This window comes from Adhaeribacter radiodurans, assembly GCF_014075995.1.
GTDB lineage: Bacteria > Bacteroidota > Bacteroidia > Cytophagales > Hymenobacteraceae > Adhaeribacter > Adhaeribacter radiodurans.
Genome location: NZ_CP055153.1, coordinates 177,058 through 189,091, shown reverse-complemented (window position 1 = coordinate 189,091; position 12,034 = coordinate 177,058). Strand labels below are relative to the sequence as shown.

Sequence of the window (12,034 nt, the reverse complement as noted above, 5' to 3'; positions counted from 1 at the left end):
TAGTTGCAGAAACTTAAAAATGGTCCTCGTGATCATCGTCTTCGGCCCAGGCTTTAGCTGCTTTTACCGCCCGTTTCCAGCCTTTTACCATTTCATCTGAATAAAAACCAGGTTCCGGCTCAAAGCGCCGCTCTACTTGCCATTGTTGCTGAATATCGTTTATGCCTGACCAAAAGCCAACTGCCAACCCAGCTAGGTAGGCAGCACCACTGGCAGTAACTTCAGTAATTTCAGGGCGAACTACCTGCGCACCTAAAATATTGGCCTGAAACTGCATTAATAAATTATTAACCGTAGCCCCACCATCTACGCGCAATTCAGCAATTTTTACACTAGCATCTGCCTCCATAGCTTTTAATACCTCGCGGGTTTGAAACGCAATGCTTTCCAGAGCGGCCCGGGCCAGGTGAGCAGAAGTGGTACCGCGCGTCATCCCGACGATAGTGCCCCGCGCGTGTTGATTCCAGTGAGGCGCCCCTAAACCGGCAAATGCCGGCACCATATATACCCCTTCGCTATTGGTAACCGCACCAGCCAAATCCTCTACTTCCGCCGAAGTAGAAATGAGACCCAGGCCATCGCGCAGCCATTGAACTACCGCCCCGGCAATAAAAATACTGCCTTCTAAAGCGTAGTTTACCTGCCCATTAATTTTCCAGGCAATAGTAGTTACCAGTTTATGGGTAGAAATAATGGGTTTATCGCCAATGTTCATGAGCATAAAACAACCGGTACCATACGTATTTTTTACCATACCTGGCTGGGTACACATCTGCCCGAATAAAGCCGCTTGCTGGTCGCCGGCAATACCCGCAATAGGAATGCGGGTAGCAAACATAGCCGCACTGGTTTCTCCTACTACTTCACTCGACGATCTTACCTCAGGCAACATACTGGCAGGTATTTGAAACAAATCTAACAATTCTTCGTCCCAGGAAAGCGTATGAATATTATATAAGAGCGTGCGCGAAGCATTGGTTACATCGGTTACGTGAACCTGCCGGCCTGTCATATTCCAGATTAACCAGGAATCGATCGTTCCAAAGGCTAACTGACCGGCATCTGCTTTTTCGCGGGCGCCGGGCACATTCGCCAATATCCAATAAATCTTAGTAGCCGAAAAATAGGCATCAATTACCAATCCCGTTTTTTGCCGTATTAATTCTTCGTAACCCCTTAACTTTAAATCGTCGCAGAATTCTGCCGTGCGCCGATCTTGCCACACAATGGCATTGTACAATACTTTACCCGTTTGCCGGTCCCAAACTACAGTGGTTTCCCGTTGGTTAGTAATGCCAATAGCAGCAATATCCGTTGCCTGTAGGCCAGCTTTAGATATTGCTTCGGCCGCAACGCCCACCTGCGTCGACCAAATTTCGCTTGGATCATGCTCTACCCAACCCGGCTGAGGATATATTTGCTTAAATTCTTTCTGAGCCAGGGAAACAATTTGTCCTTGTCGGTTAAATACAATGGCTCGTGAACTGGTAGTACCTTGGTCAAAGGCTAAGATATATTCTTTCATAAAAAACGGATTAGCATTAAAGACACAAGTATTAAGGCATTAAACGTAAGACTTACTCTATACTAAATACTTGACTACAAACTCTTAATCAAATATTTTACAATCCTTAGCTACCTAAACAGAAGCTTGATTTTTTACTAAAAGTCTACGTTTACTCCATTACTTCCATTGAATTCAGTTCCGGGCCACCTCCGTGATTACCCGAACCGGCCGCAATAAATATTTTGTTCTGATAAACTACCGCTTGCGTGCCATGCCGTCCGGTTTGCATAGGAGCTAATTTTTGCCAGGTATTGGTTTTCACATCAAAGGCTTCAGTTTCGTTATGCGACACCAACTGCGGACTTTCCCCACCCATAATAATAACCTTATTGCCCAAAGGAACCGCCGTACAACCAGCGCGCTGCGTTGGAATATTTTGAGATGCCGGAGCAGTACGCCATTTATTCGTTTTAAAATCAAACACGTCTACCTGGGCAATAGTCGTATTCAGTACCGAATCAACGCGGGCAGTAGACCGACGGCCTCCCGCTACTACTAATTGGTTATCGGCTACGGCTACTGAAACGTGGTCGCGGGTTCGGGGGGCATCGGGTAGTTTTCGCCAGGTATTGGTGGCGGGGTTGTATTCATCAAACCAGCTTACCTGGCCATCCCAATGACCATCGGTAATACCGCAAACTACATAAATCTTGTTCTGGTAAACCGTTACACCAGCCGAACCGCGCCGCCGATCTGCCGGGATTTCGGGTCCTTCTCGCCAGGCATCTTGCTTGGGATTGTAAATATAAATGCGCGGAATGGGCGTTTCGTGCGGATAGCCACCCGTAAAAGCGCCTACCACATAAATCTCGTCTTTAAAAGTTATTGCCTGAAAATGGCTCATTTCTAAGGGCGGAGCTGCCCGTTTTTCCCAACGATTGGTCTTGGTATCGTATCGCTCAACGGGTTTTATTTGCCTACCACCCAGCAGGTAAAAGGAATCTCCCACGCGGGCAAAGGCATTTTCGTGCCGGGGTAAAGGTAAGTTTTCCGGAGTAACCGCTTTCCAGGATGCCATTATTTTGCTGTAAAAGCTAAAGCATACCAAACTAATAAGCAGTAATCCGGAAACCACGGTAATTTTCTTTTTCATAAGAATAAGACTGAGCAAATTGAATAAACAGTTGTTGGAATTTATTTCAGAAAAATGAATAAAAATATTTGAAAAGCATAATGTAAATGAAAATTGATGAAAATATTTTGGAGTAGAAGCTGGAAGCTTGGAAACAGATGGGAAAATAATTTTGAAGGAGCTTAAGCATTATGCCTCCGGATTGGCTAATGTATGATCAGGTTATCAACCTTTTTAAAAATAAGAAAGACAAATTGCATTAAGAAAAGATTATTGGATAGCCAGTTTATTGAATATTTTGTATTCAACCGACATAAGAATTTAAAATGGAATTCTCTTTTAGTTTAAACCCGATGCCAAGGTAATCGGCTAGCAAACAGTTCAAAGCAAAAGGACACCTTAGGGGTGCCCTTTCTAGATTTGGGAATATTGATTAATTGCTGTTAAGAGGTTCCTTCGCTTAAGCCTATCAAACGAAGACAAAATTTAATAAGAGTCCTATTTAATTTTTCTGTCCTAAATAAAAAGGCGTATTGTTGGGTGTTTGAATCCCACTTTCGTAGGAACCGGAAGATAAAGAGGCCGGATCGAAATCAAACTCAATCCATTCGTATAGTTCCGCTGTATTTGTACCTACAAATACTTGTTTTCTCGTACCATTCTGCTCACTTTCAATGGATACATGGTATTCTGTTACTGGAATATCGCCCATGTAATAATTTTGATCTGGCCCACTGATTATAGTAAAGGTTTTCTGAATTTTATCGGTAGCTACAGCAGGAGTGCCATCGAGGTATTTGGCGCTGTTGGTAGGCGTTAAGGTAACAGTTACCTTTGTCCCCGGATTCATAGCTGGAACTACACTATTCACGTTTACGAATAAGAGCGACCCGCCAAAGAAACCAAAACCATTTTTAATATCGGTGCCCCGATCTGGAATGCGGCCGCTCCGTTTCCAGACAAAGTTTTTAACGGCTCCTTTCTCTCCGGGAGTAAAAGCATCGTAATCTTTATCATCGGGCATTCCTAACCGTAAATGGTAAATTTTTCCTTTATACTCCACCTCTTTCCAGGCGTAGATTTTCCAACCGCCAATAGAGGTTAACGTTAAATTGTATTTTCCATCGGTACCGGTAGTTCCTTCCACAAAAATGTTGTAACCGGACGGATTCTCGGCTCTTACTTTTACTCCCGCCAAAGGTTTTCCTTGAGCATCTACCACGTGGCCGCTTACAGTATTAGCGCCTGCTCCATTGTCTGGTTGAGGCTCGTCATCTTCGGTACAAGAAGTAAAGGCTAACAGGGCAGCCAAATAAAAAATAACAAGTTTAGATAATGATGTTTTCATGATAAAATATTAATAGCTTAGTTAGAAAAGTTTAGTGAAATAACCGTTTTAATGAATTTTGGCGAGGATTATATTTTTAAGAACTATTACTTTAATTGAAAGTATGGGACAGGTTTTTCTCTGCTAATAAGGTCTGAATATCTGCTAATAAATAGTCTACTTGCTCTGGTTTAGTACCATCGTAAATACCCCGGACATGGCGGTTGGTATCTATTAATACTAAGGCTCCGCTATGGATCAAACCACCTTTTTTACTATTCTCGGTGGCGGCAACCATGTATTTAGAAGCAATAGCGTAAATACTATCTTTAGCATCCGTCACAAAATGCCACTTCTTGCTGGATACTCCCATGCTTTGGGCGTAGTCCCGAAGTACAGCTACAGAATCACGCTCCGGGTCGAGGGTATGCGAAAGCAGTAGGACTTGATTGTTATTTTTAAATTGCTGGTATACCCGCTGCAGTTGGGTTCTCATTTTAGGGCAAATAGTTGGGCAGGAAGTAAAAAAGAAATCGCTTACATAGATCTTTCGAGCAAAAGTTCGCTCGGTAACTTGCTGGCTATCCTGGTTAATAAAACCAAAATCAGGTATTCGGTGAAAAATGGTATCAACTATTATTTTACCATTCTGCACCTTTTTTATTGCCATCCGCTCTCCAAATATCGGAAGACTATTCTTGGTCTTTTGAGTATTAGTACAACTCCCTAACAGGCCGGCAAATGCCAGGAAAAGTATAACAGAAAGAATTGAATTTATCTTATAAAATTGGGGTGCATTCATATTTATGAAACCTGTATTTAGATTAAAAATAAGAGGAGAAAGGTGGCTTGAAAATTTTAGTTTTTTCAAGTGTTAGGATTTATGGCTGAACCACCATTACTAGAATCTGGAATGTTTTTCAGGTAAATTTCTAAGGCAAAACATTCAATTTCTACAAGCTTTTATTTGCCTTTCTGGATTTCCAAAGCAGTGCAATGCTCATAATTAAGGTGGAGAGTAAGAAAACCAATAAAGCTAGTACTCCAATTTTGTGCAATAATTCTCTGTGATCAAAAGTGCCGGTAGTTACTACAAGGGTTAGTCCGGCAATTAAGTTGAGCACAGCTATCCATCGGGGCATTATTCGGTATAGCCAAATGCAGACGCCAGTAGTAATCAAAAAAAGACTTAAGGGCGCCGTAAAGAAGTGAGTAGTTATATGGGATATTTCATCTAACCCCCGGACCAGATCCGCATTAACATCGCGGCTTGCCATTAAAGAGGTGGCAGCCAGGCTGGCTTGGCCCATTATAAAAATAACGGTGGTCATTAATGCGGAACCTAATAGTACACCTGGTAACCAATTATTACTTTTTACTTGTTGCCGTACCAGGTTATGCAAAGTGGTTGAAAAAATAAAGAACAATAAAAATGCTACAGAGGCCAAGTGTGTTCCTACTAAATGATTGGCTACGTTTTGTTTATAAAAAGCGGCTAAGGTTTCATTTGTAAAGTCCGCGGGAGGCCCCGGAGTAAGAAAACCAACGTACATAAAAAGGGCAACAAAGGCTAAGCCACTTGCCATGCCTATCCGGTCTAAAAGCGTTGTTGGTTTGGCATGGATAACAGTCGGTTGTGGCCGGGAAATGGTTTCGGAAGCAGTAATTACTGTTGACATATACTTATAATTTAATTAGTTAGGATGATTTAATTTAATGGTTCATTGGATATCACTTGGAGAGCAAATTGGTTTATCAGCTTTTTCATTATTGCCTTTAGCGGCATAGAGCTATTTTCCGCAATATTTTGTGTAAGGGATCATCGGCTTTATTATCAGAGGTATTCAAAACTTCGACTTTTTGACCCCTTTTAAAAAATGGCAGGAATTGGCTACTGTTTAGGTCAGTTAAAAAGCTGTTTGAAACAAGTTTTTCGTTTTGTCCTCTTATATAGAGAATGATTGAATCTTGGATATTAACAAAGGATACAATACTAATAATTGTAAGAGTAGAAGCTAGAGTAAAACCGAATAAAACTCTTTTCATGGCCTTTATAAATTTGTTTAAGTAGAGGTATTAGCTTTTGATTTCTAAACCTGATAAGGCAAATGTATAATCGCCGGAGTGGCCTTGTCTAACACGCTTGTTACAACTTATAACAGGTAAGTAACATATGAGAAAAAGGCCGTTTACAGTGTTTTAAGGCACTTTTTTATTGGTAACATTTACTAACACGGAGGTAACATGCACCCTTTTTATGGGTGGTAAACCGGTAACCAATCAAGGTTTGCTAAAGAATCAGGAAGGGATAGATTTAATAATAGAAAAGCCCCTCATTAGAAGGGGCTGGTAAGTTTTCTGAATGGGTTAACTGGCGCGATGCCCTGGCTTGGTGCTTAATATTTATCTAACCTCTTGCCAGGCAAACTCATTTATACTTAATCAGAGCAAGTAAGCTTTTTATGAATCTTCAGTTGGGCAATGGCAAGAACAATTGGCTATTTATCGCTGCGTATAGTAATAAAGAAAGTATTATAAATTTTTGAGCAAAAAATAACCCGCACGTTTCACATGCGGGTTATCACAACTAATTTCTATTAGATTTATATAACCGGGTAAGCCGGTTCCACTTCTGGCTCCGTTGCTAAAACTGGTTCTGGAAGTTCTTTTTTACCGTTTAATCTCTTTTTCAAGTAATAGTAAATACCCGAAGCAGCAGCTACCAGTACTTTCCAAAACTTTAAAATCAATGCAAAGAAACCAACTTTTACCAATACTTTACCGGCAATTAAACCACCAATCCCGTACTGGGCTACCTCATCTATGTCCGGATTAAAATCGCCGTATTGATTACCAGAAGTAAAATTTACAGCCGCCAACATATCCGGAATATTTTTCTTTACGGTAGGTAAAACCGACATAGGAGCAATTACATTTAGTAATAAATAGCCTTTGCGGCCTAATACCCGAACGTTGTAATTTAAGGTATTGGCTTCATCTTCGCCAAACTTTACTTCTTTTGCCCAATGCAGTTTATGATTTTGCGCATCGTAAAACGGTACACTTGCCCAGCGTACTAATTCCACGGATGGGTAACCCGCTTGTACCCGCTCCGGGTTGGCATCCCGAACATCTTGCTGCATTTCTTTTAATAAATCGGTGTAATTTAAATCTTGGGCATCGTTGTCTTTAATATATCCTTCTTCCGAATAACTAATTTCAACCGCATACGTGTTTTCGGTTAATGGTGAATCGTGTTCCGGAAAAAGCATTCCCAGGGTAGAACTATCCGGCGGATTCCCCCATAACTGGTTAAGCACATACTGGCTTTGTTTGGCACTTAAAAATTTGTAACCCTTAGGCACTTGCAACTTAGCCAGATTATCGCCCAGCGTAATAGTTCCAGTTTCGTAAGTAAAGGATTTTTCGAGTTGTTCGCGTTGGATGCCGGCCGAGTCTACAGCCTGCGCCCAGATTTTAGTGGGTAAAAGTACTAATAGCCATAACCAGGCTTTACGGAGTAAAAAGTGTTTCATGAAGTTGTTTTAGTTGTTTAATATTTACTTTTTATAATATATTATTCACATAATAAATACTATACCAAAATCCCTTTCAGTAATTATTTTCGGATATATACTCCCGAAACCCTCCATCCCTATTTTTTGCAGGTATACTGTAATTTCCGGTACTAGCCAATACAATCTCATAACCAACCATTGATAGCACCTAATAATTTAGGCTGATTGTTAAGGCCGGAAAGTATTAAAACTATTTCTTGTATTTAGGGTTATTTTACCATGAAAGTTTTAGTAACTGGAGCAACAGGCTACATTGGCAAACGCTTGGTTTATTATCTGGTAAGCCAGGGACATGAAGTATACGCGTCGGTGCGCGACCGTAATCGTTTTCCTATGCCCGAAAGCATTCGGCGCCACGTTCAGATTCAAGAAGCTGACTTTCTGGATACCACCAGCTTAATTAATTTACCCATCGATATAGATGTTGCCTTTTATTTGATTCATTCCATGAGTGCTTCTTACCAGCATTTTAACGACCTGGAAGAGAAAACAGCCCTCAACTTTACTAATTACATTGCCACCACAACCTGTAAGCAAATTATTTATCTGGGCGGTATTGCCAACGATGCAGAGTTATCGCGGCATTTAAACTCCCGCCGACACGTAGAAGAAATTCTGGCTACGGCTGGAGTTCCGGTTACGGTACTGCGGGCTGCCATCATAATTGGTTCAGGTAGCGCTTCTTTCGAAATTATTCGGGATTTGGTAGAGAAGTTACCGGTAATGATTGCGCCGAAATGGCTAAAATCCAGGTGTCAGCCTATTGGTATCCGGAACGTAATAGAATACCTGACCGGCGTAATGGGAAATCCGGAAACGCATAATAAAGTATTTGATATTGGAAGTTCCGAAATATTAACCTATAAGCAAATGTTAGCCATTTTTGCTCAGGTACGCGGCCTCAAGCGCTGGATTATTTCGGTACCGGTACTTTCGCCCAGGCTGTCGTCGTATTGGCTTTATTTTGTTACTTCTACTTCTTTTGCTTTGGCCCGCAGTTTAGTAGATTCTATGAAAAATGAAGTTATCTGCCAGAATTTAGGAATCACCGAAATAGTACCATTGCGATTAATGACCTACAAAGAATCGGTAGAATTAGCTTTTGCCCGTATTGATCAAAACGAAGTAGCCTCGAGTTGGAAAGATTCTTTTTCGAATAGTGAAAGCCCAATAAAAGTAACGGATTTTATCCAGGTACCCGAAGAAGGTTGTTTTAAAGATAAACGTGACTTTGTATTTAGCCGCTCGCCCGAGGCAGTTTTAAATAATATTTTCCGGATAGGTGGTTTACGGGGCTGGTATTACTTAAATAGCTTATGGCGGCTACGCGGCTTTATCGATAAGTTATTTGGTGGAGTAGGTTTACGGCGGGGCCGCACCAATCTGGCTACCATAAATCCAGGTGATGCCTTAGACTTTTGGCGGGTACTGCACGTCGATAAAGTTGAAAAACGTTTGCTTTTGTACGCCGAAATGAAATTACCCGGCGAAGCCTGGCTCGAATTTAAAATCGAAAACCAGAATCAGCAGAACCATTTAATTCAAACGGCCACTTTCCGGCCAAAAGGTATCTTGGGTCGATTATACTGGTACTCCGTGTTGCCCTTTCATTACTTTATTTTTAACGGTATGGCTCGCAACATTATTCATTACGGCGAATAATTTAAAATTTGGCTGGAAGTAAAAAAGCCGTATCTGATTATATAACCCTTTTGACGCGGAAGTAACTTCCGCGCCATAGGGAGGCGCCATTGTGAGGATTTTACAGGGGAATTTATATAATCAAGTCTTTTTAAATAAAAAACCGGGAGTACCCGGTTTTTTATTATTCATTCGCATTTCGCTAATACAGAGAGCAGGGAAATACGTAAGGGTCGTTTACTAATATTTTATTTATTTTCCAAGGTTACTACTTTCCCTCCCCGGCCGGTGCGGCTAACAGCACGCAGTTTTACAGTTCCGGTTTCGGTGATAGGTTCCCGGTAAATCCGGCTTCGGAAGGTAGGATCGGTACCATCGGTAGTGTACCGAATGGTTAAGCCCGGAAGTTGTATATTGGCACTTACCTGACCGTTTTGTACCACTGCCCCTACCGGAGGTAGGCGGTATTGGTACCCACCACTGTAATAATCCAAGCGGGGAAGCTCACGTTTACCCAAAATATTAGCAAACCGCGCCCAGGCCTGCTGATACAAAGCCTCACTTTTTACCGTGTCTTTTTCTACTGCCCAATCCGGATCGGGTGACCAGGCACGTTCTGCCAAACCTAATAGTTTGGGCAGAATCATGTATTCCATTCGTTCCGGAGTAATAATGGTTTCGGCCCAAAGCAAACCCTGAATGCCTACAATATTATTTTTACCAAAATCCGTGAGTCGTTCTTTCCCTGCAAAAACCGATTTAGGCAAAGGATTTCCGAACTTATCTTTTTTAGTATTTTTATAATAATTGTACGGAATAAAGTAAAAAGGCTTGTCTACGTCTACGAAGCTGCCCCAGTAAAAACCTGGTTCTTCAAACGTGCTATTATAAGCCATATCAAAGTACTGATTCGTCACGTTAGATAAGATAACTTTATAACCGGCATTGGCCAACCGATAAGCTAAATCTTCCGAGCCTCCTCCCAGAGTATTATTCCAGACATCTACGTGAATGTTTTCGTTTACAAAATCAGGATTAGGAATATAATGTTTTTGCCCTTCGATTTCAGTTTTACGCATGGCTACTTCTTCCCAACCCGATAAGTACAAATTGCGGATTTTTAGTATTTCGTTTACTTTCCGGAAATAATAATACCACATATCATCTACCGAGGTAAAGCGTTCATCTTCCTGCAACAGCTTTTGTACTACCGGCGATTTCACCCAAACGCCGGTCGGAACTTCGTCGCCCCCAAAATGAATGGTTTGCAGCGGAGCGCCTGCTTCCTGGTACATATCCCGCACCTCATCTACTACTTTTTCCAAGAAGTTATAGACTGAAGGCAAGGCCACATTTATCACGTTGTCGTTCCAGTTTTGCACCGACTGGTATTCTGATTTATCATTTAAGTCGCGCAACAGGTATCTTTCGGCATCTTCTTTCTTGCCTGCGGCCATTAACCGGGAATATCGAATATCCATGGCTTTAATTGCGGCCCGGGCATGACCAGGCGTTTCAATTTCCGGAATTACTTTTATGTTACGGTCGCGGGCATACTTTAAAATTTGAATAAAATCGGAACGGGTGTAATATCCCGAACCAGGAAGATTATTCGCTATTGGTCCGGACCCATACGAAGGCGGCAGGTTATTGCGGCTATCTAAAGTATGCGCCCGCTTTCCGCCAATTTCGGTTAATTCAGGTAAAGGTACAATTTCCACGCGCCAGCCTTCATCGTCGTTAAAATGGAAATGCAGCACGTTTAGTTTATACAAAGCCATTAAATCGAGCAACTTAAGCACCTGTTTTTTCGACTGAAAATTTCGGGCAACGTCCAACATTACCGCCCGGTGGTCGAAGCGCGGGTAATCCGATACTTCTACGCCGGGAATAGTTACGCTCTTTGGTCTTAATTCCCAGGCATTAGCCGGCAGCAAGGTTTTTAAAGATTGCATGCCGTAAAACATACCCGCTGGAGTAGACGCGTTTATTACAATTTCCTGTGAAGTAACCCGCAGATCATACGCTTCGGGAGCCAGATCTTCTTTCTTCACCAACCGGATTGCTTTGCCGGAACCAGTGTTCTTAAATTCTGTTTTCTTTCCGAAAATAGCGGCCAGGTCTTCCGCCAACATTTCTGCCTCCGGATAATAATCGGTGGCAGTTATAATCGGAATATCGGCAGTTAAGGCAAAAGACGCTTCCGTTTCCCGGTAATTAGCGGGCGTAGGAAATATTTTTGGTAATTTTTCGGCGGCAATATCGGGGGTAGGTTTATTTTGCTGATATAATGCTTCGGGATTAATTAAAGTAATAGCCGGGCTACCCGGCACAGTGCTGGGTTTAGTAGCAGTAGGTACTTTTACCTTGACGGGGCTTAACGCTAAACCTTGGTTAGGGCTTTTATCCCAGACCAGGTAAAATCCCGAGGGCGCATCCGTAATGTTTAGGGCGGCACCGGTTGTAACGAAAGAAATACGGGCAATTGCACCCGAAGACATTCTTTTAAAATCTGCCTTTGGTGTTATTTGAAATAAATCGCCGTTTAGGTGCTGCAGCGTAACGGCTCCCCGCACCGATCCTGAAATAATAGAGCGGTTATAATTAAAGTAAATTTTCCAGCCGCTTGTTGGTAATGCTTGCGGTGCCCCGTTGTTTAAAATTATCGTGGATAAAAACTGAGCTTTATTTTGGTAGTTATTTTCGTTTACTTCCCAGCTAACCAAAAGTTTTTTGGCATCAAAAGCCGGCGCCTGGCTCCAGGCAGTTACAGAAACACTAAGTATAGCCGCCAGCACAACTAACAAAAATTTTATCCGCTGGTTTATCAATAAAAACATTTCGCAAAA

At 42.0% G+C, this 12,034-nt stretch carries 8 protein-coding genes; 1 reads left to right on the top strand and 7 read right to left on the bottom strand.

All coding sequences use genetic code 11. The annotated features are described in order from the left end of the window. Window positions 1-13: 13 nt before the first annotated feature. From glpK to HUW48_RS01320, 6 genes are all read right to left on the bottom strand, one after another. A complete protein-coding gene (gene glpK / locus HUW48_RS01345; RefSeq protein WP_182413965.1) occupies window positions 14-1,525 on the bottom strand; it encodes a glycerol kinase GlpK in 1,512 nt (503 codons plus the stop codon). A 151-nt stretch (window positions 1,526-1,676) separates the two neighbouring features. After that, window positions 1,677-2,660 (bottom strand): Kelch repeat-containing protein, encoded by a 984-nt coding sequence (locus HUW48_RS01340; RefSeq protein WP_182413964.1) that lies wholly within the window; start codon window positions 2,658-2,660, stop codon window positions 1,677-1,679. A 481-nt stretch (window positions 2,661-3,141) separates the two neighbouring features. Next, window positions 3,142-3,987 (bottom strand): carboxypeptidase-like regulatory domain-containing protein, encoded by an 846-nt coding sequence (locus HUW48_RS01335; RefSeq protein ID WP_182413963.1) that lies wholly within the window; start codon window positions 3,985-3,987, stop codon window positions 3,142-3,144. A gap of 91 nt (window positions 3,988-4,078) precedes the next feature. Next, complete coding sequence (locus HUW48_RS01330) at window positions 4,079-4,636, bottom strand: SCO family protein (protein ID WP_246343641.1); 558 nt, start codon at window positions 4,634-4,636, stop codon at window positions 4,079-4,081. 283 nt (window positions 4,637-4,919) lie between these two features. Beyond that, the gene (locus HUW48_RS01325; RefSeq protein WP_182413961.1) at window positions 4,920-5,645 is read right to left on the bottom strand and encodes a hypothetical protein; all 726 of its coding nucleotides are present in this window, start codon (window positions 5,643-5,645) and stop codon (window positions 4,920-4,922) included. Window positions 5,646-6,569: 924 nt separating this feature from the next. Further along, window positions 6,570-7,502: a DUF2167 domain-containing protein gene (locus tag HUW48_RS01320; protein WP_182413960.1), complete on the bottom strand. Its 933-nt coding sequence runs from the start codon at window positions 7,500-7,502 to the stop codon at window positions 6,570-6,572. 261 nt (window positions 7,503-7,763) lie between these two features. Here HUW48_RS01320 and HUW48_RS01315 point away from each other — a divergent pair, with 261 nt between their 5' ends. Next, window positions 7,764-9,206 carry an SDR family oxidoreductase gene (locus HUW48_RS01315; protein WP_182413959.1) on the top strand — a complete coding sequence of 481 codons (1,443 nt, stop codon included), beginning with the start codon at window positions 7,764-7,766 and terminating at the stop codon, window positions 9,204-9,206. A 227-nt stretch (window positions 9,207-9,433) separates the two neighbouring features. Here HUW48_RS01315 and HUW48_RS01310 read toward each other — a convergent pair whose 3' ends face one another. Beyond that, on the bottom strand, window positions 9,434-12,025 hold the full coding sequence (locus HUW48_RS01310) for a family 20 glycosylhydrolase (RefSeq protein WP_182413958.1): 2,592 nt from the start codon (window positions 12,023-12,025) through the stop codon (window positions 9,434-9,436). Window positions 12,026-12,034 lie beyond the last annotated feature (9 nt).

Bases quoted from the DNA above. Each gene is read 5' to 3' on its own strand.
- glpK (WP_182413965.1), bottom strand. From the start codon at position 1,525: ATGAAAGAATATATCTTAGCCTTTGACCAAGGTACTACCAGTTCACGA.
- HUW48_RS01340 (WP_182413964.1), bottom strand. From the start codon at position 2,660: ATGAAAAAGAAAATTACCGTGGTTTCCGGATTACTGCTTATTAGTTTG.
- HUW48_RS01335 (WP_182413963.1), bottom strand. From the start codon at position 3,987: ATGAAAACATCATTATCTAAACTTGTTATTTTTTATTTGGCTGCCCTG.
- HUW48_RS01330 (WP_246343641.1), bottom strand. From the start codon at position 4,636: ATGGCAATAAAAAAGGTGCAGAATGGTAAAATAATAGTTGATACCATT.
- HUW48_RS01325 (WP_182413961.1), bottom strand. From the start codon at position 5,645: ATGTCAACAGTAATTACTGCTTCCGAAACCATTTCCCGGCCACAACCG.
- HUW48_RS01320 (WP_182413960.1), bottom strand. From the start codon at position 7,502: ATGAAACACTTTTTACTCCGTAAAGCCTGGTTATGGCTATTAGTACTT.
- HUW48_RS01315 (WP_182413959.1), top strand. From the start codon at position 7,764: ATGAAAGTTTTAGTAACTGGAGCAACAGGCTACATTGGCAAACGCTTG.
- HUW48_RS01310 (WP_182413958.1), bottom strand. From the start codon at position 12,025: ATGTTTTTATTGATAAACCAGCGGATAAAATTTTTGTTAGTTGTGCTG.